The organism is Actinoallomurus iriomotensis (assembly GCF_030269445.1).
GTDB classification, from domain to species: domain Bacteria; phylum Actinomycetota; class Actinomycetes; order Streptosporangiales; family Streptosporangiaceae; genus Actinoallomurus; species Actinoallomurus iriomotensis.
Genome location: NZ_BSTJ01000004.1, coordinates 367,833 through 392,899 on the forward strand (window position 1 = coordinate 367,833; position 25,067 = coordinate 392,899).

Below are 25,067 nucleotides of genomic sequence, written 5' to 3' on the forward strand. Positions count from 1 at the left end.
GGGGACGTCATGACGAAGTCCGTGGTGAGCGCGTACCCGGACGCCCCGTTCCACGAGATCGTCCACGTCATGATCGAACGCGGCATCACGGCCCTGCCGGTGATCGATGAGGACCATCGGGTGCTGGGGTTCGTCTCCGAGTCCGACCTGCTCGCCAAGGAGGCGGTCGAGGCCCGGCCGAGACGGCTCGGGCTGCGCAGGCGCCGCGGCGGCCGGGCGACCACGGCCGCGGACCTGATGACGACGCCGGCCGTGAGCGTGCGGCCGGAGACCACGATCGTACGGGCCGCGCAGCTCCTCGACCGGCGCGGGATCAAGCGCCTGCCGGTGGTCGACGACCAGGGCCGTCTCGTCGGGATCGTCAGCCGGCGCGACCTGCTCCACGTCTTCGCCCGCACCGACGAGGAGATCCGCGATGAGGTCCTGCAGCAGGTGTTCGCCCGTCTGCTGCTGACCGACCCGGCGGCGGTCTCGGTCCGGGTCCGCAACGGCGTCGTGACCCTGTCCGGGACGCTGCCGCAGGAGAACCTCATCTCGATCGCGGTCCGGCTCACGGCCGCCGTCGACGGCGTCGTCGGTGTGATCGATGAGATGGGCCACGCCGAGGAGGACCGGGCGGGAGCGACGCGCCCGTCGCCGGGGCCCTGATCGTCACACGACGACGGGATCGGGCGACGCGGCCTCGGCGAGTTCGTCGAACCCGTGCCGGATCCCACGGCTGAACAGCTCGATGTCGGGCATCGCGTCGAAGTCACCGGTGATGCCGAGATAGAGCGTGTCGAGGTAGGAGACGACCCCGGTCGACACGCGTATTCCGGCGGCCAGCGGCACGTACGGATAGATCGCCGCCAGCCGTCGTCCCATCGCGTACAGGGGGACGGGCGGGCCGGGCACGTTGGTGGTGATCGTCTGGATGTACGGCTGCCGCATGCGCAGCGCCGTACGGGCCGCGACCGCCAGGACGTTGGGCGCCAGGCCGAGCATCCGGGTGAAGACCGTCGGGCCCACCGCCTGGTGACTGGCCTTGAGCGCCGTGGTCTGCCGGCAGATCAGCTCATGGCGGCACAGGGGATCCGGCCGTCCGCACGGCAGGCTCACGAGCACGCCCGACACGCGATTCGTCAGCGTTCCCTTCTCGTCGGGCAGGCGGACCGAGACCGGCACCAGGGTCCGTACGACGGTGTCGGGGCGCAGCTCGTCGCGTTCGGCGAGCAGGTCACGAAAGCCCCGGGCGACCGCCGCCAGCACGACGTCGTTGACGGTCCCGCCGAGGGCATCGCTGATACGGCGCGCCTCGCCGAGATCCGCCTCGGTCCAGGCCCACCGGCGGTGCGGGCTCGTCGGGCCGTTGAGGGACGACGCGCCGCGGCCCTCCCGCAGCCGCCGGGCGTACGCCGGCAGGCCGCGGACGAACCGTGCCGTCGCGGGGCAGTGGCGCGTCAGCTCCGGCAGGCGGGCCACCTGCCGGAGCTGCTCCATCGTCGTACCGACGACGCCCGCGAGCACGAGCGACGGGCGGGAGGGCTCCGGCTCGGCCTCGGGAAGCGGGATCGGGCCGCGCTCGTCCCGTACGGGCACCTCCCCGGGGCTCAGGTCGAACAGGCTGGTCATCAGGTCGCTGCCGCCGACGCCGTCGACCATGCAGTGGTGGACCTTGCTGATGATCGCCCACCGGTCCTCCTCCAGCCCCTCGACCAGCCACATCTCCCACAGCGGGCGGCTGAGATCCAGTCGCTGCCCGAGCACCCGGCCGGCGAGGTTGCGCAGTTCCTCCGCTCCCCCGGGCGCCGGCACGGCGGTGTGACGCACGTGGTAGAGAAGCTGGAAGTGCGGGTCGTCCACCCATACCGGGCGGCCGAGGTCCAGTGGCACCCGGCGCACCCGCTGGCGGAATCTCGGCAGGCCCAGCAGCCGGGCGACCAGCGCGCGGACGAACTCCCCGTAGGTGGGCGCCGGACCGTCGAAGACGCTCACCGAGGCGATCTGCAACGGCCTCGTCTCGTTCTCGGCGAAGAACATCCCGGCGTCGATGCCGCTCATCCGCTGCATCTAGCCGGCCTCGCCCTTCGCACCGGACGGCACCACCGCCACGGGGCAGCGGGCGTGGTGGATCAGGCCGTGGCTGACCGAACCGAGCCGCAGCCCGGTGTGCCCGCGCGCCGCGACGACGATGAGGTCCGCGTCGGCCGAGGCCGCCACGAGCGCCTTGACGGGATGGTCGCGAGGACAGTCCTCGGCCACCGCGACCTGGGGGTACCGGTCGCGCCAGGGCGCCACGATGTCATGCGCCTCCCGGTGGGCGACCTGGGCCAGCTCACCGACCTCCATCACCGCGTACGGGCCCTCCGGCGGGCACCAGGCGTAGATCACCCGAAGCGACGCCTCGCGCACGACCGCCGCTTCGAACGCGTACCGCAGTGCCGTGGCCGCGTGCTCCGACAGGTCGATGCCGACGACGATCCGCCGTCGCTCGGGGCCGTCGCCGTCCCGTACCACCACGACCGGGGCGTCCGCGTAGCCCGCCGTGTGCAGGCTCACCGAACCGAGCAGCAGGCTCGCGAAGCCGCCGCGCCCCCGGTGGCCGACGACCACCTCGTACGCCTCCTCGGCCTGGCGCCGCAGCGCCACGGACGCCGGCTCGGCGACGAGCGCCGTCGTCACCGGCAGCCCGGGCTCCCACCCGCGTACCTCCCCTATCGCCTGCTCGAGGATCGCCCCGCCGGCCTGCTGGAGAATCTCCGTCATCATGGGAACCGGGTAGAACGGCACCTCGCCCCAGGGCTCCAGCGCGTGCATGATCCGCAGCGGCCGGCCACGCCGTACGGCCTCCTCGGCCGCCCACCTCAGCGCGACGCGCGACGGATCCGAACCATCCACGCCGACGACCACCGGCGACAGTTCCTCGGCCACCAGACCCTCCCGGGAGAGCGGCTCACGGCGGAGCCGGCCCACCCTGAAGGCGTGCCACCCGTGCCTTCATGGCACTCCCCGGATTCGGACATCGTTCGCCAAGTCCCAGGGGCCTGGGCGGCGCCGACTCGGGTCCGGCCACGAAGCTGGTACCGGCTCCACGGCGAGCCCCACTCATAACGCGCGCCGCCTCCCGACCACCCTGTCAGGTCATCGGGAGGCGTCCGCGTGCGTCGACCGGCGCTCAGGAGTCCAGCGAGAAGTTGTGGAGCTTGTCGGCGTTGATGAGCACGCAGTCGACGGACTGCTTCTCCGGCTGGCCGGTGGAGCCGCTCTTGAGGTACTTGTCGGCCTGGTCGACGGCCATCTGGGAGATTTTCGCCGCCGGCTGCAGAACGGTGGCCTTGATGCCGTGCTTGAGGATGGATGCGGCCACGTCCGGGCCGCCGTCGAGGCCGGTGACGACGACGTTGGTCTTCTTAGCGGCCTGCAGCGCCGACCACGCGCCCAGCGCCATGGTGTCGTTGCCGGCGATGATGCCCTTGACGTTGGGGTGGGCCTGCAGCATGGTCTGCACCTTCTGCAGCGCCTCGGTCTGGTCCCAGTTGGCGCTTCGCCGCCGCAGGCGCTCAGGCTGAGGGCGGCGGCGAGGGTGACGCTGGCGAAGCCGATGACGCGGCTACGGCTAGAGAGACGACGCACGGTCGGTCTTCCTTTCGGGCGGATGTGGTCCGGGGACGGGATGCGAGCCTGCGGGGCGCGGCTATGTGGTCATGCGGGTCTTGACGCGCTCCTGCGTCTGTTCCATGACGACGGCCAGCACGATGATGGTGCCCTTGCCGCCCGTCAGCGACGTCCCGCCCAGCACCGCGGCGGCGATGGGCGTTGAGCTCGTAGGTCGTGGCGGTGTCGGGGTAGGCGGCGCCGAGCTCGGAGGTGAGGATCAGCCCGGCCAGCGCGGCGCACACCCCCGAGATGACGTACGCCGCGATCTTCACGTGGGAGGTGCGGATGCCGGCCAGCTCGGCGGCGCGTTCGTTGCCGCCGACGGCGTACACGCGGCGGCCGAACGGCGTGCGCGTGGTGATGAGGACCGCGACCGCCGCGACCAGGACCATGATCCAGATGGCGACGGGCACGCCGAGCCAGCTCTTGATGCCGAGAGTGGAGAAACCGGTGTTGTGCCGGGTGAGCCGGCCCGGAGTGGACGGCAGCACGTTGGCGCGAACCGACAGCGCCTGGACGAGGCCGTCGCGTTGCCGGTCCTCGGGGACCAGCGCGAGGCCGAGCGCCAGCCGGCCGGACACCCGGTCGTCGTCGGCCTGCCGGCCGGCCACCCGGATCGCGGCGGCGGTGTGACGGCGCAGGCCCATCAGGGCCTCCATCAGCTCGGTCCGCCCGGCGCCCATCAGCCCGTAGATGCCGACGATCTCCCCCGCCTTGACGTGGACGCCGACGTCGTCGACCAGCGGGACCGGGTAGCCCGGCACCGTCAGGCCCTCGACTTCCAGCAGCACGCCTTCGGCCTCGCTCTCCGGGCGGGTGAACAGGCTCGCCTGGGAGCGGCCGACCATCTGCTGGACGATCCAGCCGGTGTCGGTCCGGCTCATCGGCGCCTCGGCCACGAGCCCGCCGTCGCGCAGCACGGTCACGTAGTCGCCGATCCGGCGGAACTCGTCCAGCTTGTGAGAGATGTAAATGATGGTGACGTTCTGCGTCCGCAGGTCGTCCAACACTTCGAACAGCACGTCGACCTCGGCGTTGCTCAGCGCCGAGGTCGGCTCGTCCATGATCAGGATGCGGACGTCCAGGGACAGCACCCGGGCGATCTCCACCAGCTGCTGGGTGCCGATCGGCAGGTCGCCGACCAGCGTGTCGGGGTCGATGTCCTGGCGCAGCCGGGCCAGCGCCGCCCTGGCCTGGCGGCGCTGCTCGGCGACGCTGGTCAGGTGCGTGCGTCGTCCTCACCGTCCGTTAGCCGTGAACGGCCGAGCCCCGCGCTCGTCGAAGAAGCGCATGCACACGTGGTGCGGGCGCTCACCGGGGACGCTTCGGTCCGTGCCGGGACGACGGTGACGGCCTGCGGTCGAAGAGCGGCGCGGTGGTGACGGTGTCGGTCATCGGGCCAGCTCCTCGAAGGCCACGGTGGCCTGCTCAGCGGAGGGCACCTTGTGATGCCACTCGACGCGGTCCTCCATGAACGACATGCCCTTGCCCTTCGTGGTGTGGGCGATGACGCAGACCGGCTTGTCGCCGGTGGCCGGGGCGAACGCGACCAGCAGCCGGCGGTGGTCGTGGCCGTCGCACTCGCGAACGTCCCACCCGAAGCTGATCCACTTGTCGGCGAGCGGCTCCAGCCGCTTGGTGTCCTCGGTGCGGGCGCCCTGTTGCAGCCGGTTGCGGTCGACCACCGCGGTGAGCGCCGACAGCCCGTGGTGGCCGGCCTGCCGTACCTCCGGAAGGCCCGTGCACGCCCGGCACCTGGGCGGGCACGGCGCCTGTTACCAACGGGCCTGGCCGTGGAGTCGACGCGCAGCGCGGGACGGCACATCCACGACGGCCCTGGCGCACCTCCTCGGCCCAGACATCGGCTTCGCGCCGTCGAGGGGCGGCGGATCACCGCCCTGTGGCGCTACGCGGGCCGGGTGCGGTCCGCGCCGATGGCGACGCCGACGATCGTGCAGGGTTCGGTGCCGCGGTTGTGCCAGGCGTGCCGGGTACCGTTCTGGACGACCACGTCACCCGCCCGCAGCACCGTCTGCTCCCCGTCGTCGAGTTCCAGTGTGACCTCGCCCGAGACGACCAGGACGTAGTCGAGGCTGTCGGTGGTGTGCATCCCCGAGGCGCCGGGCTCATTCGCGGCCATCGCCCCCGGCATCTGCCGCTCCAGCTCCTCCAGAGCGGCGGCCACGTCCAGATCCGGAGCCGGGAGCAGCTCACCCGGCGGGACGGTGTTGATCATGAAGCGCGATCCGTCTCGGGGCGGGTACCACGCCTCGGCACGGCGCGGCGAGCCGTCGTCGGGGAACGTGGGTCGCTCGTCCCGGCCCCACAGCCGGAAGAACGCGCAGCCGGGCATCAGCTCCGAAGTGATGGGCTCGACATCACGGTCGTCGACCACGCGGGCCTTGCCCTGGGCGTCGTGGCCGGTGACAACTCGGCGAACCTTCATGTGCTCCATCCGACCTCTCTTTAATACTGTCGCGTATGGATACGGTTGCGTATTGATACGCCACCGTATCTTCCGCTTGACGAACCCGTCAATACGCTGGCGTATCCTGTTGCCCGTGGTGAACGAGTCGTCCCGGCTGTCCGCCCAGGACTGGGCGCGGGCCGCGCTGAAGGCGATCGCGGACGGCGGGCTGGCCGCGGTCGCGGTCGAACCGCTGGCGCGGACGCTCGGCGTGACCAAGGGCAGCTTCTACGCGCACTACCGAAACCGGGACGAGCTGATCACCGCGGCACTCACGGAGTGGGCGCGAAGTCACGGCGCCGAGGGACTCGCCGAATTCGCCGCGATCGCCGATCCGGCACGGCGGTTGCGCGAGCTGCTCACCACCGTCGTGCAGGCCGTCCAGCCGCTGGCGCCGTCGGTGCACCTGAGCCTGCTCGGCGACCGCAACGACCCCCGGGTCAGGGACGCGGTTCACCAGGTGAACCAGGCCCGGCTGGAACTCCTGGCTCGCACCTACCGCGAGCTCGGCCTGCCGCCGGACCGGGCGACGTCTCGGGCACGGGTCGCCTACGCGGCCATCCTCGGACTGCTGCACCTCGCACAGACCGATCCGGACGCCCCGCACTCCGCCGTACTCGCCGACGAGGCGACCGCCATCTTCCTGCCGTCATGACGGCGGCGGAAGGAGACCACTCGAGAACCCTGGTGTGAGGGTTCCCTGGCGGTCGTCGGTCAACGGTGTCCTGGCAGGTCACCAGATCTGGGCATAACAGGCCAGCGCGACGGCGATCGCCGCGGGTGTAACAGCACCCACGTTGGCGTACGGACTCACGTGCGGAGCCATGTACACGGGAACGATCACCGTGCGGGTCGTGGTGTAGGCCTTGCGATCGTGAAGCCTGCCGAGTGATGGCGGTTGGCACGGAGAGAGGTGGCTTGAACTGCGAACGGGTTCGCGGTGCGTATCTGCCGATGCCGCTGACCGTATCCTCCGGTGATCCGGTCGAGATGTCGCAGCTGCCGGACTTCGCTCGCCTCGCCGAGCTGGGCCGGCTCGACGCCGGGCTTTCCGGCTGAACGAAGGTACAGGTGACCCGCTCACCGTCGGGACGGCCGGTAGCGGAAGAGCGAACGCCGGCCGATGCCCGACGAGCGGCATCACCGGCGTCCAACTCTCCGAAAGGGCTTCGCCTATTACCTGATCTCGTAGCGCAGAAGCGCCACACCGTTCTCGAACGGGGTCGCCTCGACCAGCTTCAGGTCTTGCCGATCCTCGAAAACGCGCGTTCCCCTGCCCCGGGACGCCGGGCAGACTCGCATCTGGACTTCGTCGACGACGCCGGCGTCCAGCAGGGAGCGCATGAGCGTCAAGCTTCCCCACAGCCAGATGTCCTTGCCGCTCTGCGCCTTGAGCTCCCGGATGGTGGCGACCGGGTCGCGTGTCACGGTCGCGGCGGGAAAGTCGCCCCAGGGGGCCTTGTCCAGCTTCGAGGAGACGACGAACTTGGTGAGGTTGTTGAGCTTCTCGCCGTACTCGCCCTGTTCGTCGGCGTAGGGCCAGTAGTCCTTGGACTGGGCGTAGGTGTTCGCGCCGAGGATCATCGTGTCGACCGAGTCGATGAACCCCATCACGCTCGCCTTGAACGCCGGGTCGCTCTTCTCGGAAAAGGGCTCCCCCGAAACGAAGCTGAGCCCGCCGTCCTCCTCCGCCGCGATGTTGTCGACGGTAACCCACTGCTGGACCACGAGTTTCCGCGTGGCGCCGACTGCAGCAAATGTCATTTCTCGTACACCTCAGTATCTCGTCTGCGGAGGCCATCCTGGCGATCCGTCAGCCGCGTCGACGTTCTTCCTGCTGCCGGATCAGTTCCTCGACCGCGCTCGGGAGGGTCGTCTCGAAGTCGATCAGCTTCGCCCACGTCGGGGTCACGACGATCCGGACCATGCCGTCGTGATAGAGCGAGCGGACGCCGGCCTCCCACTCGACCCGTTGCTCGGGCGTCATCTCGTACGAACTGGTCTCCTGGAGATACTCGTCCGGGATTCCATCGACGAAGTCCAGCTCGGCCTGACCGCGGATGAGCAAGATCGTGGGTGGGTGCACCTCGGTGTCGATCGTCAGGGCGACCGCCGGGTTGTGACGCAGGGCCGTCAGCTTCGGGGCGTTCTTCGCGGTGCACATGACCACCTGGGAGCCGTTCCAGGCGAACGCGATCGGGATGTTGCGGGGCGTGCCGTCCTTGGCGACGTAGGCCAGGCGGGTCACGTCGCGGGCCAGCAGTTCCTGGCTGATCGGCCGGTTCAGAACCTCGCTGATCTCGTCCGGCTTCACCGGTCGTCCTTCAACGCGTAGGTACGGCGCACGCTGGTGCCGCTGCTGAGGTCCGCGCCGTACACGTGAAGCGTGATCGCGGTCGTGTCACCGGTGTTGCGGACCCGGTGGATGTCGTCGGGTGGGGCGACGCCGGTGACCGAGCCGGCGGGCCGCCGTCGCTCGCCGATCTCGACCAGCCGGTCGCCGTCGATGTCGTACAGGGTCTCGGTCTCGGTGCCCTGCAGCACCACGAATGAGCACCACACCAGGTGGTCGTGGATGTCCGTCACCTGGCCCGGTCTCCACACCACGGCGGACACCGAGAACGTCGCCTCGGTATGCAGGGTGTGCCGGGTGTAGCCGTCGGGCGAGCCGGCGCGCTCGGCCGCGGTGAGCAGGTCGACGCTCGGCATCGTCTCCTCGAGTACGTCGGCCACCTGCTGCGCGATGGTCCGCGGATCGGCGCGCCGTCGGGCGCGTGGCCGGATACGCGCGACGAGTTCGGCCAGGCCGGGCCTGGGCGGCGAGTCGACGCCGGAAGCCACCATCGGTGGCGAACTGAGCTGCTCCGTCATGACGACGATGCTCCCGGTCCTGTTTCATGACGTCCAATGCCAAAAACATCGACTTCGCATAGAGAATGTTGATTTATGAACCTGACGCACCTGCGAGTGCTGGAGGCCGTCGCCCGCCACGGGTCGGTGACCGAGGCGGCCAAGGAACTGCACTACTCCCAGCCCTCGGTCAGCCACCACCTCCGGCGGCTGGAGGCCGCGACCGGAGCCCGGCTCGTCCAGCGCGTGGTCCGCGGCATCCGGCTCACCCCCGAGGGCGAGCTCCTCGCCCGGCGGGCCAGAGAGATCATCGGACGCGTGGACGCGGCCTCCGTGGAGCTGGCCACCCAGGTCGGGCTCCGGGCCGGACGGGTCCGCGTCGCCGGCTTCCAGACGGTCCTCAGCACGATCGTCCCCAAGGCGGCGGCCGAGCTGTCCGCGTCGTACCCGGGCATCGAGCTGATCCTCACCGACGTGCACGCGGTCGAGGCACTGCGGATGCTGCGCGCCGGGCACGTCGACATCGCCCTGGTCTTCCGGCACTCCGACACCCCGGACGAGGCGGAGGGTCTCCGGTTGACCCACCTGCTGGACGATCCGCTCTACTTGATCAGCCAGAAGCCGGACCAGCGCCTGGAAGACCACCGCGACTCCGCCTGGGTCGGCGGGTGCGAACGCTGTCGCGCGGCGATGGTCGACGCCTGTGAGCGTGCCGGCTTCACCCCGCGGATCTCCTACTTCAGCGACGACATGGTCGTGGTCCAGTCGCTCGTGGCGGCCGGCATGGGCGTCGCCACCCTCCCCGGGCTCGCACTCGAAGCCCACCGTACGCCGGGGATCCACGCCACCGAGATCACCGGCAACACACGGCAGATCTTCGCCGCGACCTACGGCGAGCCGCCGGACCCACCCGCGACCACCGCGCTGATCAAGATCCTCAAGACCATCGCATAGCACCGGCGGATCGGCCGGTCCGAGCGGCATGTCGAGTGAGGCGGCCACCTATGGCGACCCGCCTGAGGTGAGAATTATTTCGGTCCCCACACTGTGCGGCATGACTCGCCTCACGCTCGTCGGAAACGACCACGGTCTCGGCACGAGTACGCGTACTCGCCTCCGCATCGCTGCGGGTACGCCGACGGGGACGGGCTAGCGTTCCTCCGCCGGATAGTCGGCGGAGCGACTCACGTCGGCCCACTTCTCGGTCTCGGCGGCGCGGGCCTCCGCGGCCTCCCGCGCGAGCGTGACGGCGCCGCCGCCGAGGATGAGGCGTCGTGGCGGGTCGTCGGCCGCGACCACGTCGATGATGATTTTGGCGGCGCGGGACGGGTCGCCTGGCTGGGTGCCGTCGCTGGCCCGCCGATAGCGGTTGATGGCGCCCACCGTCTCCTCGTAGTCGGGTCCGACGGGCGGGATTCGCATGGACGAGCCCTGCCAGTCGGTACGGAACGCGCCCGGCTCGACGATGACCACCTTCACGCCGAACGGTGCGACCTCGCTGGCGAGCACCTCGGAGAAGCCCTCGACCGCGAACTTCGCGGTCTGGTACGCGCCCATCCCAGGCGTGCCGCCGACGCGTCCCCCGATGGAGGAGAACTGCACGAAGGTCCCCGACCGCTGGGCGCGCAGGACGGGCAGCGCGGCCCGTGTCACGTTCACGACTCCGAAGAGGTTGGTCTCGATCTGGGCGCGGAAGTCGTCTTCCGCCATCTCCTCGATCGGCGCGCTGTTGGCGTAGCCCGCGTTGTTGACGACCACATCGAGGCGGCCGAAGGCCTCGGTGGCCTCCTTCACCGCACCGGAGGCCGCGGCGGCGTCGGTGACGTCCAGTGCGACCGCCCGAATCCGCTCACCGTACCGGGCCGACAGGTCGTCCAACTGCTCCGGCCGTCGCGCGGTGGCGACGACCTGGTCCCCCACCTCCAGGACCGCCTCGGTCAGACGGCGGCCGAAACCACGCGACGCCCCGGTGATCAACCATGTCCTAGCCATGTTCCGCTCCTCCACATCCGGTCAACTGTCTCTACAGAGTAGCACTTACGATCAGAGTTACCTCGTTGGCGAGCCAAGTGATCAGCGATGTGCTACACGATTGAGCTCTAGTTGCCTCATATGGGTAGCATTTGGATAGGTATAGTCTCCCAAAGTGTGGCGAAAAACCCTTCATCTGCTGCACGAACAGGTATCTTGAGCCGGGTGAGAGCAGACGCGACACGCAACCTGGAACTCGTCCTGCGCACGGGGGCCCGCCTGCTCGCCGACGACCCCTCGGCGAGCATCGCCTCCATCGCCGCGGCCGCCGGAGTGGACCGGCGCACCGTCTACCGCCGCTTCTCCTCCCGCGAGGAACTCCTGGCCGCCGTGTACAAGGTCCGGTACGACGCGGTCGAGGAGGCCATCGAGGCCGCCAGGCTGCGCGAGGCCCCGCCCGCGGTCGCGCTGCACCGTTACGTGGAGGGCATCGTCGCGGTCAACCGCAAATGGCCGGTGGAGACGAGCCTCCTGCTCACCGAGGAGACGATCCGCGAGCGCCGTCAGCGCCTGATCGATGAGGTCGACGCCTTCTTGCGGCGCGCTACCGAGGAGGGGCTGCTGCGGTCCGACCTGCCGCCCGGCTGGGTGAGTTCGCTCCTGCCACCGCTGATACGGCGCGCCGCGGAGAACCTGCCCGAGCTGAGTGCCGCACAGGCCGCCGACGTGGTGGTCGACACGCTGCTGAGCGGTGTCGGCGCGCACTGATCCGCGCCCCGCGGAACGACCATCACCTCCACACGGCGCCCGCGCGAAGTCACTGTGGCGTCGCCGCGCGCGGAGGTGATCGCCGACCTGGCGCGCGCCGGCCGCGCGGGCAGCCGCGTCGCGGCGCACGGTCGGGATGGAGCGGTCGGCGGAGTCCCGTCGCCGGGTGGCTCCACACGGCGGGCGCCGGGCCCGGCACGATCGTCGCGGTCGCGAAGTACGCCACCGAGACGGCATCACCCCGCCCGCACGGCCATGGCCCGGCCGTACAGGCGAACGCGCGCGAATACGCCCCGCTGCCGACCTCGGCGACCGCGAACCGGCCGCCCCATCCGTACGACCACAACCTCGCCGCACAGACGAACGCGCCCGTTACCGGCCTCAGCATCCACAGACCGGCCGCCCGCCTGACGAATCAGCGGGCCGTAGGCCTGACCGTTCCTCTCCCTCACACCTGACCGTACGAGCGGGACCTCGGCGATCATCTCCGCGTACGCGGCCGGTGGGCTCCGGCACACCCCCGCGAGAGAGACCCAGGGCGGTCAGCTTCTGCCCGCATGGGCGCCATCCGGGATCGTCGCCCCGGCATGCCCGGCGGGTCTGGTCCGGGGTGCGAACGTCAAGGTCAGGATGAGGCCGGTGAGGGCGATGCCGGCCGTGGCCAGCAGCGAGACGTCCAGGCCGTACGCGAAGGCGTCCCGGATCCTGCGCTCGAGCGAGAGCGAGCCAAGCCGATCGGCGATGGCCAGTCCGCTGAAGACGCTGTGGCGGATCTCCGGAGCGGCGCCGACCGGAAGGCCGGCGTGGCCCAGGCGCGCCTGATACGACGCGGCGAGCACGCTTCCCATGACGGCGCTGCCGAGCGGAGCGCAGGTCTTCTGGAACGTCTGGACCACCGCGGAGCCGATCCCGCTGCGCTCAACGGACAGTTCGGACAGCGCGACCGACGTCGTGGCGGTCAGGGCCAGCCCGACACCCGCGCACAGCACCGCCATCCAGATCACGACGAACGCGGTGGCCGAGACGGCGCTGGTGACGGCGCCGATCCCAGCACCCACACCGGCCAGCACGAAGCCCAGCGCGATGGTGAGCCTCGCGCCGGCGGCCTTCGCGAGCGGGCCGGCGGGCAGGGCGCCGAGGACGAGGCCGATGACGAAGGGAAGCATCTTGAGGCCCGACTCCATGGCGTCGGCCCCCTGCACCGCCTGGAAGTACTGCGGCATGCTGAACAGCAGCCCCGCCACGCACAGCCCCGCCATCCCGCTCAGGCCGGCTCCCCAGGAGAACGCCCTGGACCGGAACAGCGCGGGATCGACCATCGGCATGCCGTCCCGGCCGCCGAGCCGCCGCTCCCAGGCGAAGAATCCGCCCAGTATCGCGATGCCGCCAGCGGTCGTCGTCAGCGTGACGGCCGCACTCCAGCCGCGCTCACCCGCTTCGATCAGGCCGTACGTCAGCACCACGAGCCCGATGACCGACGAGATCATCCCGGTCAGGTCGAGGTCGGGACGCTTGGTGGCACGTGATTCCGGCACCAGGACGGTGCCGACGATCAGCCCGACGGCGACGACCGGAACGTTGATCAGGAACACCCAGCCCCACCACAGGTGCGTCAGCATCCAGCCGCCGAGGATCGGTCCGGCCGGGAGGGCCAGGAAGTTGGCGACCTCGTACACGCCCACCGCCGCACCCCGCTCACGGTCGTCGAACAGGACGGTCAGCGCCGACATCGCCATGACCGTGATGCCGGAGCCCGCGAACCCCATGAGCAACCGCGCGGTCAGGAAGATGCCCGGAGAGGGCGCGTAGGCGCACAGCACCGATCCGGCCCCGAAGGCCGCCAGTGACACGAGCATCACCTTCTTCCGGCCCCACCTGTCCCCGGCCAGGCCGGCCGGGAGCACACCGGCCGCGAGAGTCAGCAGGTAGCCGGACAGGAACCACTGCAGGCCCGACTCCGTGGCCGAGAGCGCCTTCGCCAGCTCCGGCAACGCCACCGACAGGACGGTGCCGTCCAGGGTCACCACCAGCACGCACAGGTTGACGGCGGCCAGGGCCCACCACTTGCGTCCACCGGCGCCAGTCATGGAGGTTCCTCACTGTCGACGATCAGAGGTAACTACCAAAAGGAGGTTACCCCCAAAAGGGGGAGACCGCCATGACGGCGGCCGGCTCCCCAACCTGGCGGACGATCGAGTCAGCGAAAGTTAACTGGCTGTTAATTCACGAGTGGATTGCCTCGGTAAGGGCTGTTGCCCCTACTGTCCGTCTAGGTAGAGTCGCGGCGGCTTTGAGGGGGAATGCATGACCGACTGGAAGAGACGCAGCGTCGCACTGCTCGCGAGTACCGGCCTCGTAGCCACCGGCCTCGGCTATTGGACCGCCGGCGAGGCCGACGCGGCGTTCGCGCCGCGGGCCGGGGCGATTTTCAATGACCCCGAGGGCACGCACAGTCAGCAGTACGCCATCATGCAGCAGATCGAGACCGATATCGCCGCCGCCCCGAAGGGGTCGGTCATCCGGGTCGCGGTCTACAGCATGGACCTGGACGAGGTCGCCAACGCCCTGATCGCCGCGCACAAACGCGGCGTTCACGTGAAGGTCCTCATGGACCAGCACGCGAAGAACAGCCTCTGGAACCGTCTCGTCGCCGAGCTCGGCAGCAAGGTCAGCACCAAGAGCGCGAGCAGTTACGCCGCCCTGTGCTACGGCGGGTGCATGGCGCACCATTATTCGGGCGGCAAGCCGGTTTCCTGGCTGCACACCAAGTTCTTTCTGTTCTCTGGCGGCGGCAAGCCGACCGTGACGCTGACCAGCGCGAACCCGACGGCGATCCAGGCCGAGGTGACCTGGAACAACAGCTACACCATTGTCGGCAACAGTGGCCTGTACGACGCCTACGTGAAGAACTTCACCGACATGTCGAAGGGCTCGGCGGGAACCCACAAGACGAACTACTACTGGACGTACGGCTCCAATCCCAAGGCGTACTACTGGCCGAAGGCGAGCGGCGCCAGTGACACGATCCTGGGCATGCTGAAGCTCGTCACCTGCTCGAAGACCTATGCCACCCAGGTCCGCATCGCGATGTACCAGTGGAGCGACAACCGGGTCGCGGTCGCGAAACAGCTGGCGAGCATGGCGTCGAAGGGATGCAAGGTCGCCGTCATCTATACCAAGGACCAGGTCTCCTCGGGCGTCCGGTCGACGCTGGCCAAATCAAAGGTCGACGTACGGGACACGACTCAGGGTACGAACGCCGACGGCTACGCCTCGTACTACACGCACAACAAGTACCTGCTGATCAACGGCCGCTACGACGGCGTCAGCGGACGGCAGATCGTGATGACCGGCTCGGCGAATTACACGACCAACGCGCTTTACCACAACGACGAGACGGACATGAAGCTGACGAGTTCGAGCGCGTACGCGGCCTATCTGGGCAACTTCAACGACGAGATCGCCGCCCTCTCGGCCGCCACGGCGAAACAGCGCGCCCTGGGCGAGCTGCCCACGATCCCGATCGACCCGCTCCAGGCCGAAGACAGCTGACGCACGGCCGCGCGGGCGGCCCGGAGGTGAGGACGCGGCGCACGCGCGACCGGCGCCGCCGAGACGCGACGCTAGGATTTAGAGCGTGCTCGAAGTCGATTCACAGCCGGAGACCGCCTCCATTCCCCCGGCGGGCGTGACCATCGCCGAGGTACTCACCAGACTCGCGGAGATCCAGCGGCACCTCCAGCTCATCGACCACAAGATCGACGTCTACCGAGGCCGGCTCGCCGCCGGCGACGCCGACCGACTCTGGGCGCCCACACACCAGCCGGACGCCCCCTGAAGACGGACAGCGGGCGGATCAGCCGGAAAAATTCATCCCGCCCCGGTGCGTACCGCCGGCGACCGGGTGCCCGGTGCGGTGCCGCACGGCGGGGACTCGGCGAGGGCGTCTTCGATGGTCGGGTGGACGGACAGCAGGCGGGTCAGCGTGGTGATGCGCAGGATGCGCAGGAGTGGGCCTTCGGGGCAGATCACGCGGAGCCGTCCTCCGCGCTGCCGGATCCACCGCTGGGCGCTCACCAGGACGCGCAGGCCGCTGGCGTCGCAGAACTCCACCTTCGTCATGTCCAGGATGAGGTCGGCCGACCCGTCCTGGGAGTTGATGACCTCGATCAGGTGGTCCTGCAGCCAGGGCGCGGTGGCCAGGTCGATCTCGCCGGCCACCTCCAGCACCGGACATGGACCGGTGTGACGCGATGACGCCGAGAACAGCGGCGGAATCTTGTCCGCGACCATGAGGTTCCCCCTTCCTCGCCGATGCCGGTGGCTGCCTGCCCGGGCCGGTGCTCCGCGGTGGGGGAAAGTACCGCCGATGCGATCGCGCAGGCGTTCCGGGGAAACACCGGCCGATCGTTGGCCCAGGATGCAATGTCAGGTGTGGATGATGTGCGAGCCGCGAGCCGGTCGGGCCTGCGGCGGTCTATCGCTCGATGACGTGGTGTCGAAACCACCGGCTCCCAACTGTCTATCGCTCCCATGGGCGAGTTGACAAGTCACGGAACACGACCCTTGTGAGTCACAGGAAGGGCTGTGACCTGCGGTAACGCATGGGACAAGATTCTGCGGCGGCCCGAGGACCGCTCCCTCGCGCGGAGGCGTCGCGGGCCGCGTCAGTGGGCCCAGAGCGCTTCGGCGATGGCGGTGCCGGTGAAGGCCGCTCCCAGCCCCGCGACGACGCTGGCGATGACGTTGGCGGCGGCGAAGAACCTCGCGCCGGTCTCGGCCAGCCGCAGCGTCTCGTAGGAGAAGGTGGAGTAGGTGGTCAGGGCGCCGCACAGGCCGGTGCCGAGGAGCAGCTGCACGCCGGCCGGGGCCGCGTGGTACGTGACCGCGCCGGCCAGCAACCCCAGGATCAGAGAGCCGGCGACGTTGACGGTGAAGGTCCCCCAGGGGAAGAGGGCGTCGTGGCGGGTCTGGACGGCCCGGTCGGCGAGGTAACGCAGAGGCGCCCCGGCCATGGCGCCGACGATCACGAGCAGCCAGTTCACCGCGGCTCCTCGCGCCCGGTGTAGCGCAGCACCTCGACCTCGTCCAGTACCACCAGACCCTCGGTCACCAGTTCGTCCAGCTCGGGGAGGAAGTCCCGGATGCGCGGCTCGGCGTCGACGATGATGACGACGATCGGCAGGTCCTCACTCAGCGACAGCAGCCGGCTGGTGTGGATCAGGGACGAGGCCCCGAAGCCCTCGCACCCCCGGATGACGGTCGCGCCGGCCAGGCCGGCCTTGTGCGCGCGGTGCACGATCTCGGTGAACAGGGGCTTGTGATGCCACTGGTCGCTCTCCCCGATGAAGATCGTCAGGCGTAGTGCCGAACCGTGAAGGCGTGTCATGACCGTCTCCTTGCGATCAGACGACGTGTGGTGGCCGCCGCCGCCCACACCGCGCCGAGTGCCACGACGAGGGTCAGCGCGAGGTAGCCGAGCGCGGTACGCGCGCGGCCGGCGTCGATGAGGTGAGAGATGTCGACGGCGTAGGTGGAGAAGGTGGTGAAACCGCCCAGGACGCCGGTGCCGACGAACGGCCGTACCAGCCGGTGGACCGACCATCCGTCGGTGATGACCACCATGAACACGCCGATGATCGCGCAGCCGAGCGCGTTGATCCCCAGCGTGGTCCACGGAAAGGTCCCCGGCGCGGTCGGCCAGATCAGCCCGGCGCCGTAGCGGGCGGCCGCGCCGAGCGCGCCGCCGGCCGCGACGACCGCCACCACGGGCGCCTGGCCGCGTGTCAGCTCATGTCGCCGCGCGCGCATCCTCAGGTCGATGTCAGGATCGATGGGCTCGTGGACCCGGTTGTCGGGTGCCGTCATGCGTACCGATCTCCCTACTCGCGAGACGCCCACGTGAGTGCGCGGGCGTGTGCTGTCACAAGCAGGGACCGTTGGCGACACGAGTGCCGCGGTTCGGGTACGGCAGGCCCCACCGCCGCGCGGGGGCCACTCGGCCCCGCAGGTTCAGGATACCGGCACTCGCTCCCGACGCATGATCGCCACCGCCTCGTCGGCCTCTGGACACGGCCCACGGCGCGGCGGCATCCTGGAGCGCGCGCCGAGGGAGAACCGCGATGAGCCCATCCGAGCACGACATGCTCGCTTCACCGGCCTTCCCGATGGAGCGGACCTGCCCGTTCGCTCCACCGGCCGAATATCGGCGGATGCGCGCCGACGGGCCGCTCGTCCGTGCCGTGCTTCCCAACGGCGCGCCGGTCTGGGCGGTCACCCGGCACGCCGAGGCGCGGCAGATCCTCAGCGACCCGCGGATCAGCTCGGACACCGGACGGCCCGAACGCCCGCGGGGGCCCGACGACGATCGGCCCGACGAGGGCTTCTTCATCGACATGGACCCGCCCGAGCACAGCCGGTACCGGCGGTTGCTGATCTCGGAGCTGGGCGCCCGCCCGGTGGCCGCCATGCGGCCGCGCGTCCAGCGCATCGTCGACGCGGCGATCGACACCATGCTGGAGGCCGGGCCGTCCGCCGACCTCGTCGAGTCGTTCGCGCGCCCCGTCCCGGCGCGCGTGGTCTGCGAGCTGCTCGGCGTCCCGGTCGCCGATCATGAGTTCTTCGAGTCACGGCTCCGGATGCTGAGCGTGATGAGCATCGACCCGAGAGCGCCCCAGGCGTCCCGTGACCTGCGCGGCTACCTGGGCGAGCTGATCCGCCGCGCCGAGCACGCGCCACACGACGGCCTCATCGGGCGGCTGGCCGGCCGGCACCTGCCCACCGGGGAGCTGACCGCCGACGCGCTGATCAACATCGGGTTCCTGCTGCTGCTCGCGGGCTACGAGTCGCCGGCGAACATGATCTCGCTGGGCGTGGTGACGCTCCTGGAGCACCCGGCGCAGCTCGCGGCGTTGCGCGCCGATCCGGGCCTGCTGCCGGGTGCGACCGAGGAACTGCTGCGCTTCCACTCGGTGCAGGACTGGGTCAGCTTCGACCGGGCGGCGGCGGACGACCTCGACATCGGCGGGGTGCGGATCCGCGCCGGCGACCGGCTGACGGTGCTGGCCGCCTCCGCCAACCGGGACGAGCGGGCGTTCGAGAACCCCGACGAGTTCGACGTCCACCGGTCCGCGCACCACCATCTCGCCTTCGGCCACGGGGTGCACCAGTGCGTCGGCCACAACCTGGCCCGCGCCGTGCTGGAGATCGCCTACGGCACCCTGCTGGCCCGGATGCCGACACTGCGCCTGGCGGCCGGGCTCGACGCGCTGCCCTTCGCCTACGACTCCGGCCTGTTCGGGCTGCACGCCATGCCCGTCACCTGGTGAGCGTCAGCCGAGCGGCACCAGCGCGGTGATCTCGGCCAGTTCCTCGGCGGTCGGCGCCCAGTCGCCGGCGGCCACATTGGCCCGTACCTGGTCCGGGTGGGTCGCACCGGCGATCACCGAACCGCAGCCGGGCAGCGCGGCCAGCGCGCCGATGGCCACGTCCAGGAGCGACCGGCCGTGCTTCTCCGCCCAGGACGTCAGCGCCTCCACCCGGTCCAGCCGCTCCGGCGTGATGAGCTGGGAGCGCTCGGCGAGCCGGCTTCCGGCCGGGGGCTCCTGCCCGCGTCGCACCTTGCCCGTCAGCAGCCCGTGGGCCAGCGGGAAGTACGGCAGCACGCCGACCCCGTAGTGCAGGGCCGCCGGGACCACCTCGCGCTCGGCGTTCCGGTCCAGCAGCGACCAGTGGTTCTGCGCCGACACGAACGACGCGCGGCCTCGCGCGCGGGCGACGTGCGCGGCCTCGGCGATCTGCCAGCCGCTGAGGTTGGAGCTGCCGATGTAGCGCACCTTGCCCTCGCGCACCAGCTCGGTCAGCGCGTCGAGGGTCTCCTCGATCGGAGTGACGCCGTCGGGAAAGTGGTACTGGTAGAGGTCGATGTGGTCGGTGCGCAGCCGGCTCAGCGACCCCTCCACCGCCCGCCGGATGTACGACCGGCCGCCGAGCGCTCCGTGCGCCTCGCCCTGCCCGTAGTCGGGGCGTTTCCCGCGGCTGCCGAACTTGGTGGCCAGCACGACCTTGTCGCGCCGGCCGGCCAGCACCTCGCCGAGGAGTTCCTCGGAGGCGCCCGGCGACGCGCCGTACGACTCGGCGGTGTCGAAGAGCGTGACCCCCTCGTCGATCGCCGCGTCCACCACCTCCCGGGTACGGGTGACGTCGATGCGCGCACCGATGTTGTTGCAGCCCAGCCCGACCACCGACACCCGAAGGCCCGAGTCGCCCAAGGTCCTGTAGCGCATGATCCTCCCTATCCCTCGGCCGGTACGGCGCCCCAGGCGACCGGCAGCCGGTCCACTCCGTACACCGCCATACGTTCGCGGGTCGGCACCTCGGCCGCCGGAACGGCCAGGCGCAGGTCCGCGAAGCGCTCGAAGAGCGCGGTCAGCGCGATGCGGAGCTCGGCGCGCGCGAGATGCTGCCCGAGACACTGGTGGATACCATGCCCGAACGCCAGGTGCCCGGTCGCGGAGCGTGCCACGTCCAGCGTGTCCGGGTCGGGAAAGCGTCCCGGATCCCGGTTCGCCACCGGCAGCGCCAGCACCACCGTCTCACCCGCCGCGATGACATGGCCGCCGATCTCGACGTCGACCAGCGCGGTGCGCCGTACGTCGAACTGCAGGATCGACAGGTAGCGCAGCAGTTCCTCGACCGCCGGCTCGGCGAGTCCGGGGTCCGCGGTCAGCCGGGCCCGCTCGGCCGGTTCGGTCAGCAGCACGAACGTCCCGAGCGCGAGCATGCTCGACGTGGGCAGGTGGCCGGTGGCCAGCAGCACCATCCCGAGGTTGGTGAGCTCGTCGTCGCTGAGGTCGCCGGTCGCCACGGCGTGCGCCAGCAGCCCGTCCTCCGGCGTGGTGGACCGGCCGCGCAGGCGGGTGAGGAGGCCGCGCACCGTTCCGGTGATCGACAGGACGGCCTCGACCGCCCGCTCGGGGGTCGATTCCAGGTCGTTCATCACCGCGGTCGCCGCCTGGATCGCGTGCCGGTCCTCCGGCGGTACGCCCAGCAGCTCGCAGATCACCAGCGCCGGAACCGGCACGGCGAACGCGGCGACGAGGTCGGCGGGCGACCCGCCGTCCGCCATGCGGTCGAGCGCCTCCGCGGTGTACCGCCGGATCGCGGGCGTCAGCTCGGCGACGCGCCGGGGCCCGAAGTGGCGGCTCAGCAGGCGGCGGTACCGGGTGTGCTCGGGCGGGTCCATGTGCGGGAAGATGCCCGGCTCCGCCGGAGTCGGCCGCTCGTGCGCGCGCTCGTTCCCGACCGGCTGGTGCAGCAGCTCGCGCCGGGTGCTGAAGCGCGGGTCCGCCAGGATGGCCCGGGTGACGCCGTAGCCGGTGGCCACCCAGCCGACGTGACCGTCGGGGTAGGCCAGCCGGCTGAGCGAGGCTCGTCTCCGCAGCTCCACGGGGGGATCGAAGGGGGTCGGGCGGTCGGTCTCCAACGGCTGCGCCATCCGACCGTCGCTCATCCGGCAACCTCCCGCCTGGGCGCCGGGTCGCCCCGGCACGCCGATGATCACAGCGCGAAGATTATGCATGAGAAATCGCAAAAATGACACCACTAGTCATTTCTGGACTGCCCGATTAGCATCGGCGCTGACCGAACGGACACGTCCGTCAACGCGCAGGGTGCGCAATTGCTGCCGGTCTGTGATTGGCACGCCGACGACCCTTCACACCGTCTCCGACGAATCTTCCAGCAGTCTCATTGTTTATTTCCAGCAGAGGTGTTAATGGCTTTTCGGGATGCGCAGGTCGCTGTTGTCGGTGGCGGGCCGGTGGGGCTCATGCTCGCGTGCGAGGTGGCGCTCCACGGCGTTCCGGTGGTGGTGTTCGAACGACTTCCCGAGATCGAATGGCGACCGAAGGCCGAGGGCATCACCGGGCGGGCGGTCGACATCATGGACCGCCGCGGGCTCATGATCGGGGTCGCCGAGACTCCCATCACGCCGCCGACCACCGAGCAGCAGGCCCGCATCGCCGCAGGTGAGCGGCGCCCCGACAGCCTGCACCCCAAGGCGTTCCCGGGCGCGCGGCACTTCGCCAGCATGTTCCTGCTCCGCCCGGAGTCCCCCGACCTGCTGGTGCCCCAGCAACTGCTGGAGCAGGATCTGGCGCGGCGCGCGGCGGAGCTCGGCGTCGAGGTACGGCGCGGCCACACCGTCACCGGGTTCACCCAGGACGACGACCGGGTGCGTCTCGACGTCGACGGCCCGGACGGGCCGTATCGGCTGGAGGCGGAATGGCTCGCCGGTTGCGACGGCGGCCGGAGCATGGTCCGTAAGCTGTCCGGCGTCGCCTTTCCGGGAACGGACGGCATCACCACCGGCTACCGCGCCTTCGCCGAGATCGACGACCTCGACTTTCACCTGCCCGGATGGTTCCGTAAGGACGGCGGGCTCCTGGTGTACGAGGAGGGACCGCCCCGGTTCATCACCCTCGAATTCGACGGCCCGCCGGAGAATCGGGACGCGCCCATCACCGCCGAGGAGTTCCAGGGTGCGCTGCGCCGGCTCAGCGGCACCAAGGTGACGGTCACCGAGGTCAAGAAGATCACCCGGTTCACCGACAACGCGCGGCAGGCCGAGACGTACCGCAGCGGGCGGGTGCTGCTCGTCGGCGACGCGGCGCACGTCCACTCGCATTGGAGCGGTCCGGGGCTGCGGCTCGGCCTGGGCGACGCCGTCAACGTCGGCTGGAAGCTCGCCGCGGTCGCGCGCGGCTGGTGCGGCGAGGACCTGCTCGACACCTACACCTCCGAGCGGCATCCGGTCGGCGCGCAGACGCTGGAGATCCAGCGCGCGTCCATCGCGTTGATGCGGCCCGGACCTCACGTCGACGCGTTGCGCCGGCTCTTCACCGAACTGCTGCTCCGCGACGAGGCGAACCGGCAGCTCACCTCCCTGGTCGACGACCTGCACATCGGCTACGACATGGGCGACCCGTCACTGACCGGTCCGCTGGTCGGGCGCTACAGCCCGGACCTGCGGCTGCGGCGCGCCGACGGCACCGTGCGGGTCGCGGAACTGCAACGCGACGGGCGGGCCCTGCTGCTCGACCTGACCGCCGGATCCGGGCTGCGGGCGCTCGCCGAGCCCTGGTCCGACCGGGTCGACGTGATCACCGCCGAGTGCGACGAGGCCCCGGCGGACGCCCTGCTGATCCGGCCGGACGGCTTCGTCGCCTGGAGCACGCCCGCCGACCCGGCGTCGCTCCCGGACGCCCTCGCCCGCTGGTTCGGCCCGCCGGCCGGGACCGCCTGACGATTTGACCGACCTGGACCGACCACGCTCCCGGAGGCCGGAGTGAGTGATCCCATGCTGACCACGCTGCCCGCGACGAGCTCGGTCGACGAGGCCGTCGACGTGGTCGACCGCGACGGAGCAGTGATCATCGAGGACTTCGTCGACGCGGGCACGCTCCGCGGCCTGTGGGCGGACCTGGATACGGATCTGGAGCGCCAGGCGGACGGCGACGGACGCCTGGTCGGCGAGAAGACCCGGATCCTGCCGGGGCTGGTGCGCCGGAGCGCGCGGTCGGTGGCGATCATGCGCCAGCCGCACTTCCTCGGCGCGGCGCGGCACTTCCTGCAGCGCCCGGTGAAGGCCTGGCTCGGCGAGCAGCGCGTCGAGTTCGTCCCGACGATTCAGCTGGGCATCTCGCGGGCGATCCAGATCTGGCCCGGGGTGGCGCTCCAGGGGCTGCACCGCGACGACACGGCCCACCTCCGTACCCATCCGGGCCCGGAGAGCCGGGTGCAGGTCATGGTCGCCGCGAGCGAGTTCACCGCGCGCAACGGCGCCACCCGTGTGATCCCCGGGAGCCACCGGTGGGACGACGAGCGGGCGCCCCGCGACGAGGAGGCGGTCCCCGCCGAGATGCGGGCCGGTTCCGCACTGCTGTGGCTCGGCAGCACGTACCACGGCGCCGGCGTCAACGCCTCCGACGGCCCCCGCACCGGCCTGTCGTACGCCTACGACCTCGGCAACCTCCGGCAGGAGGAGAACCAGTACCTGTCCGTGCCGCTGGAGGTGGTCCGCGGCTACCCCGAGGACATCCAGCGGCTCCTCGGCTATGAGGCCTGCCCGCCGATGTGCGGACTGCACGAGCTGAACGATCCGATGCTGCTGCTCCGCGACGGGTCCCCGGGCCCGGCCGCGACGTCCGACACGCGGTGAGGCCCGCGCCTTACGGCCCCACCGCGCCCCGTACCGCGGCATGCCCGCATTGAAGGAGGGACAGATGCGTACTCCCGACTTGTACCTGCGCAGTATCGGCGTCCATCTCCCACCGGTGGTGGGCATCGAGACGGCCGTCGCCGAGGGCCGCTACCCGGCCGACGAGGTGGAGTACTTCCGTCTCGGCGGCGCGGCCGTGGCCGGTGACGTACCGGCGCCGGAACTGGCGCTGCGGGCCGCCCGGCAGGCGTTCGAGCGCTCCGGCGACCTGTCACCGCGCGAGCTGGACCTCATGCTGTACTCCGACGTCTGGCACCAGGGGCCGGAGGGCTGGGAGCCGCAGTACTACCTGCAGCAGCACCTGGTCGGCGGCGACGTGCTGGCCGTCGAGCTGCGGCAGGGCTGCTGCGGGCTGTTCAGCGCGCTGCAGCTCACCGCCGGGTACCTGCGGCCGGGCGGCACCGCCCTGCTGGTCGGCGCCGACAATCACGGCACCCCGCTGGTCGACCGCTGGCGGATGATCGAGGGCGCCGTGATGGGCGACGCCGGGTGCGCGCTGCTGGTCACCACCGACACCGGGTTCGCCGAGCTGCGGTCGATCAACGTGACCGTGCTCCCGGAGGCCGAGGCGGTCAACGACGGCGGCGTGCCGATGTTCCCGCCGGACGCCACCGTGGGCCGGCCGCTGGACTTCGCCGCGCGTAACCGGGAGTTCCGCAAGCGGCTGATCGCCGGGGACGGCGCCGAGGTCATGCTGGCGATCCAGAAGACGCTGCTGGAGCTGGTCGACCGCACGCTCACGGAGGCGGAGATCACGCTCGACGAGGTGGCGCGCGTGGCCTTCCCCCACGGGCGCTGGGACGACCTGGAGAACCGCGGGGTCAACTGGCTCGGGCTGACCATGGCCGACACCACCTGGGACTACGGCGCCGGGATCGGGCACCTCGGGGTCAGCGACCAGTTCGTCGCCCTCGACCACCTGCTGACCGTCGGTGCGCTGGCCGCCGGCGACCACGTGCTGCTCGTCGGGCTCGGCGCCGGCACCACCATGGCCTGCGCCGTACTCCGCATCCTCGACGTCCCGCCGGAGTACGCCTCCGGCGGTCCCGCATGAGCGAGCGGTGCACATCGACTTGGAGCGGTCCAGGAGGCGGT

At 70.6% G+C, this 25,067-nt stretch carries 26 protein-coding genes and 1 pseudogene; 10 read left to right on the plus strand and 17 right to left on the minus strand.

The genetic code is table 11. The features are described from left to right. Positions 1–9 precede the first annotated feature (9 nt). Complete coding sequence (locus QSK37_RS19040) at positions 10–648, plus strand: CBS domain-containing protein (protein ID WP_285622754.1); 639 nt, start codon at positions 10–12, stop codon at positions 646–648. 3 nt (positions 649–651) lie between these two features. Here the strand turns inward: QSK37_RS19040 and QSK37_RS19045 are convergent, their stop codons facing one another. The 6 genes and pseudogenes from QSK37_RS19045 to QSK37_RS19070 form a co-directional block, all read right to left on the minus strand. Further along, positions 652–2,040 (minus strand): WS/DGAT/MGAT family O-acyltransferase, encoded by a 1,389-nt coding sequence (locus tag QSK37_RS19045; protein WP_285622756.1) that lies wholly within the window; start codon positions 2,038–2,040, stop codon positions 652–654. A 9-nt stretch (positions 2,041–2,049) separates the two neighbouring features. Beyond that, positions 2,050–2,910: a universal stress protein gene (locus QSK37_RS19050; protein ID WP_285622759.1), complete on the minus strand. Its 861-nt coding sequence runs from the start codon at positions 2,908–2,910 to the stop codon at positions 2,050–2,052. 244 nt (positions 2,911–3,154) lie between these two features. Next, positions 3,155–3,535 carry a substrate-binding domain-containing protein gene (locus QSK37_RS19055; RefSeq protein ID WP_285623538.1) on the minus strand — a complete coding sequence of 127 codons (381 nt, stop codon included), beginning with the start codon at positions 3,533–3,535 and terminating at the stop codon, positions 3,155–3,157. 4 nt (positions 3,536–3,539) lie between these two features. Continuing rightward, a complete protein-coding gene (locus QSK37_RS19060) occupies positions 3,540–4,859 on the minus strand; it encodes an ABC transporter permease subunit (RefSeq protein WP_285623540.1) in 1,320 nt (439 codons plus the stop codon). Positions 4,860–5,027: 168 nt separating this feature from the next. Then, positions 5,028–5,345 (minus strand): annotated as a pseudogene (locus QSK37_RS19065) (hypothetical protein); the annotation flags it as partial. 197 nt (positions 5,346–5,542) lie between these two features. Then, positions 5,543–6,082 carry a cupin domain-containing protein gene (locus tag QSK37_RS19070; RefSeq protein ID WP_285622762.1) on the minus strand — a complete coding sequence of 180 codons (540 nt, stop codon included), beginning with the start codon at positions 6,080–6,082 and terminating at the stop codon, positions 5,543–5,545. Positions 6,083–6,197: 115 nt separating this feature from the next. Between QSK37_RS19070 and QSK37_RS19075 the strand changes: the two genes are divergently transcribed. Beyond that, positions 6,198–6,758, plus strand: coding sequence for a TetR/AcrR family transcriptional regulator (locus QSK37_RS19075; RefSeq protein WP_285622764.1), 561 nt, complete (start codon positions 6,198–6,200; stop codon positions 6,756–6,758). A gap of 521 nt (positions 6,759–7,279) precedes the next feature. Here QSK37_RS19075 and QSK37_RS19080 read toward each other — a convergent pair. From QSK37_RS19080 to QSK37_RS19090, 3 genes are read right to left on the minus strand one after another with little or no spacing between them, the layout of a single operon-like run. After that, positions 7,280–7,867 (minus strand): dihydrofolate reductase family protein, encoded by a 588-nt coding sequence (locus QSK37_RS19080; RefSeq protein WP_285622767.1) that lies wholly within the window; start codon positions 7,865–7,867, stop codon positions 7,280–7,282. Positions 7,868–7,916: 49 nt separating this feature from the next. Next, positions 7,917–8,417: a pyridoxamine 5'-phosphate oxidase family protein gene (locus tag QSK37_RS19085; protein ID WP_285622770.1), complete on the minus strand. Its 501-nt coding sequence runs from the start codon at positions 8,415–8,417 to the stop codon at positions 7,917–7,919. Further along, complete coding sequence (locus QSK37_RS19090; RefSeq protein WP_285622773.1) at positions 8,414–8,974, minus strand: cysteine dioxygenase family protein; 561 nt, start codon at positions 8,972–8,974, stop codon at positions 8,414–8,416. The genes QSK37_RS19085 and QSK37_RS19090 overlap by 4 nt, the downstream gene beginning before the upstream one ends. A 75-nt stretch (positions 8,975–9,049) precedes the next feature. On the opposite strand from QSK37_RS19090, the gene QSK37_RS19095 reads away from it, so the two are divergent. Continuing rightward, positions 9,050–9,907 carry a LysR family transcriptional regulator gene (locus QSK37_RS19095; protein WP_285622776.1) on the plus strand — a complete coding sequence of 286 codons (858 nt, stop codon included), beginning with the start codon at positions 9,050–9,052 and terminating at the stop codon, positions 9,905–9,907. Positions 9,908–10,102: 195 nt separating this feature from the next. On the opposite strand, the gene QSK37_RS19100 is transcribed toward QSK37_RS19095, so the two are convergent. Then, complete coding sequence (locus QSK37_RS19100) at positions 10,103–10,945, minus strand: oxidoreductase (RefSeq protein ID WP_285622778.1); 843 nt, start codon at positions 10,943–10,945, stop codon at positions 10,103–10,105. 204 nt (positions 10,946–11,149) lie between these two features. On the opposite strand from QSK37_RS19100, the gene QSK37_RS19105 reads away from it, so the two are divergent. Further along, on the plus strand, positions 11,150–11,692 hold the full coding sequence (locus QSK37_RS19105) for a TetR/AcrR family transcriptional regulator (RefSeq protein WP_285622781.1): 543 nt from the start codon (positions 11,150–11,152) through the stop codon (positions 11,690–11,692). 542 nt (positions 11,693–12,234) lie between these two features. Here QSK37_RS19105 and QSK37_RS19110 read toward each other — a convergent pair. Then, positions 12,235–13,779, minus strand: coding sequence for an MFS transporter (locus tag QSK37_RS19110; RefSeq protein WP_285622784.1), 1,545 nt, complete (start codon positions 13,777–13,779; stop codon positions 12,235–12,237). 217 nt (positions 13,780–13,996) lie between these two features. Between QSK37_RS19110 and QSK37_RS19115 the strand changes: the two genes are divergently transcribed. Both QSK37_RS19115 and QSK37_RS19120 read left to right on the plus strand, forming a co-directional pair. Then, positions 13,997–15,244, plus strand: coding sequence for a phospholipase D-like domain-containing protein (locus QSK37_RS19115; RefSeq protein ID WP_285622786.1), 1,248 nt, complete (start codon positions 13,997–13,999; stop codon positions 15,242–15,244). 85 nt (positions 15,245–15,329) lie between these two features. After that, on the plus strand, positions 15,330–15,530 hold the full coding sequence (locus QSK37_RS19120; protein ID WP_285622788.1) for a hypothetical protein: 201 nt from the start codon (positions 15,330–15,332) through the stop codon (positions 15,528–15,530). A 32-nt stretch (positions 15,531–15,562) separates the two neighbouring features. Here the strand turns inward: QSK37_RS19120 and QSK37_RS19125 are convergent, their stop codons facing one another. From QSK37_RS19125 to QSK37_RS19140, 4 genes are all read right to left on the minus strand, one after another. Then, positions 15,563–15,985 carry an STAS domain-containing protein gene (locus QSK37_RS19125; protein WP_285622790.1) on the minus strand — a complete coding sequence of 141 codons (423 nt, stop codon included), beginning with the start codon at positions 15,983–15,985 and terminating at the stop codon, positions 15,563–15,565. Positions 15,986–16,359: 374 nt separating this feature from the next. Next, positions 16,360–16,737, minus strand: a complete 378-nt coding sequence (crcB, locus tag QSK37_RS19130; protein ID WP_285622791.1) for a fluoride efflux transporter CrcB — start codon at positions 16,735–16,737, stop codon at positions 16,360–16,362. Continuing rightward, positions 16,734–17,081 carry a DUF190 domain-containing protein gene (locus QSK37_RS19135; RefSeq protein WP_285622793.1) on the minus strand — a complete coding sequence of 116 codons (348 nt, stop codon included), beginning with the start codon at positions 17,079–17,081 and terminating at the stop codon, positions 16,734–16,736. The genes crcB and QSK37_RS19135 overlap by 4 nt, the downstream gene beginning before the upstream one ends. Beyond that, entirely contained in the window at positions 17,078–17,560 is a 483-nt protein-coding gene (locus QSK37_RS19140; protein ID WP_285622796.1) for a fluoride efflux transporter FluC, read from the minus strand. Before QSK37_RS19140 ends, QSK37_RS19135 begins: the two co-directional genes overlap by 4 nt. Before the next feature lie 254 nt (positions 17,561–17,814). On the opposite strand from QSK37_RS19140, the gene QSK37_RS19145 reads away from it, so the two are divergent. Continuing rightward, positions 17,815–19,020 carry a cytochrome P450 gene (locus tag QSK37_RS19145; protein WP_285622800.1) on the plus strand — a complete coding sequence of 402 codons (1,206 nt, stop codon included), beginning with the start codon at positions 17,815–17,817 and terminating at the stop codon, positions 19,018–19,020. A 3-nt stretch (positions 19,021–19,023) separates the two neighbouring features. Here the strand turns inward: QSK37_RS19145 and QSK37_RS19150 are convergent, their stop codons facing one another. Together QSK37_RS19150 and QSK37_RS19155 are read right to left on the minus strand one after the other, a co-directional pair. After that, a complete protein-coding gene (locus tag QSK37_RS19150) occupies positions 19,024–19,977 on the minus strand; it encodes an aldo/keto reductase (protein ID WP_285622803.1) in 954 nt (317 codons plus the stop codon). A gap of 8 nt (positions 19,978–19,985) precedes the next feature. Continuing rightward, positions 19,986–21,203, minus strand: a complete 1,218-nt coding sequence (locus QSK37_RS19155) for a cytochrome P450 (protein WP_285622805.1) — start codon at positions 21,201–21,203, stop codon at positions 19,986–19,988. Positions 21,204–21,371: 168 nt separating this feature from the next. Between QSK37_RS19155 and QSK37_RS19160 the strand changes: the two genes are divergently transcribed. From QSK37_RS19160 to QSK37_RS19170, 3 genes are all read left to right on the plus strand, one after another. Next, the gene (locus QSK37_RS19160; protein WP_349497972.1) at positions 21,372–22,997 is read left to right on the plus strand and encodes an FAD-dependent monooxygenase; all 1,626 of its coding nucleotides are present in this window, start codon (positions 21,372–21,374) and stop codon (positions 22,995–22,997) included. 42 nt (positions 22,998–23,039) lie between these two features. Further along, entirely contained in the window at positions 23,040–23,912 is an 873-nt protein-coding gene (locus QSK37_RS19165) for a phytanoyl-CoA dioxygenase family protein (protein ID WP_285622810.1), read from the plus strand. A gap of 64 nt (positions 23,913–23,976) precedes the next feature. Further along, positions 23,977–25,026 (plus strand): ketoacyl-ACP synthase III family protein, encoded by a 1,050-nt coding sequence (locus QSK37_RS19170; RefSeq protein WP_285622811.1) that lies wholly within the window; start codon positions 23,977–23,979, stop codon positions 25,024–25,026. Positions 25,027–25,067: the final 41 nt, after the last annotated feature.

Coding starts and splice junctions, on each gene's coding strand:
- QSK37_RS19040 (WP_285622754.1), top strand. CDS start 10: ATGACGAAGTCCGTGGTGAGCGCGTACCCGGACGCCCCGTTCCACGAG.
- QSK37_RS19045 (WP_285622756.1), bottom strand. CDS start 2,040: ATGAGCGGCATCGACGCCGGGATGTTCTTCGCCGAGAACGAGACGAGG.
- QSK37_RS19070 (WP_285622762.1), bottom strand. CDS start 6,082: ATGAAGGTTCGCCGAGTTGTCACCGGCCACGACGCCCAGGGCAAGGCC.
- QSK37_RS19080 (WP_285622767.1), bottom strand. CDS start 7,867: ATGACATTTGCTGCAGTCGGCGCCACGCGGAAACTCGTGGTCCAGCAG.
- QSK37_RS19090 (WP_285622773.1), bottom strand. CDS start 8,974: ATGACGGAGCAGCTCAGTTCGCCACCGATGGTGGCTTCCGGCGTCGAC.
- QSK37_RS19095 (WP_285622776.1), top strand. CDS start 9,050: ATGAACCTGACGCACCTGCGAGTGCTGGAGGCCGTCGCCCGCCACGGG.
- QSK37_RS19100 (WP_285622778.1), bottom strand. CDS start 10,945: ATGGCTAGGACATGGTTGATCACCGGGGCGTCGCGTGGTTTCGGCCGC.
- QSK37_RS19110 (WP_285622784.1), bottom strand. CDS start 13,779: ATGACTGGCGCCGGTGGACGCAAGTGGTGGGCCCTGGCCGCCGTCAAC.
- QSK37_RS19115 (WP_285622786.1), top strand. CDS start 13,997: ATGACCGACTGGAAGAGACGCAGCGTCGCACTGCTCGCGAGTACCGGC.
- QSK37_RS19125 (WP_285622790.1), bottom strand. CDS start 15,985: ATGGTCGCGGACAAGATTCCGCCGCTGTTCTCGGCGTCATCGCGTCAC.
- QSK37_RS19135 (WP_285622793.1), bottom strand. CDS start 17,081: ATGACACGCCTTCACGGTTCGGCACTACGCCTGACGATCTTCATCGGG.
- QSK37_RS19140 (WP_285622796.1), bottom strand. CDS start 17,560: ATGACGGCACCCGACAACCGGGTCCACGAGCCCATCGATCCTGACATC.
- QSK37_RS19145 (WP_285622800.1), top strand. CDS start 17,815: ATGAGCCCATCCGAGCACGACATGCTCGCTTCACCGGCCTTCCCGATG.
- QSK37_RS19150 (WP_285622803.1), bottom strand. CDS start 19,977: ATGCGCTACAGGACCTTGGGCGACTCGGGCCTTCGGGTGTCGGTGGTC.
- QSK37_RS19155 (WP_285622805.1), bottom strand. CDS start 21,203: ATGAGCGACGGTCGGATGGCGCAGCCGTTGGAGACCGACCGCCCGACC.
- QSK37_RS19170 (WP_285622811.1), top strand. CDS start 23,977: ATGCGTACTCCCGACTTGTACCTGCGCAGTATCGGCGTCCATCTCCCA.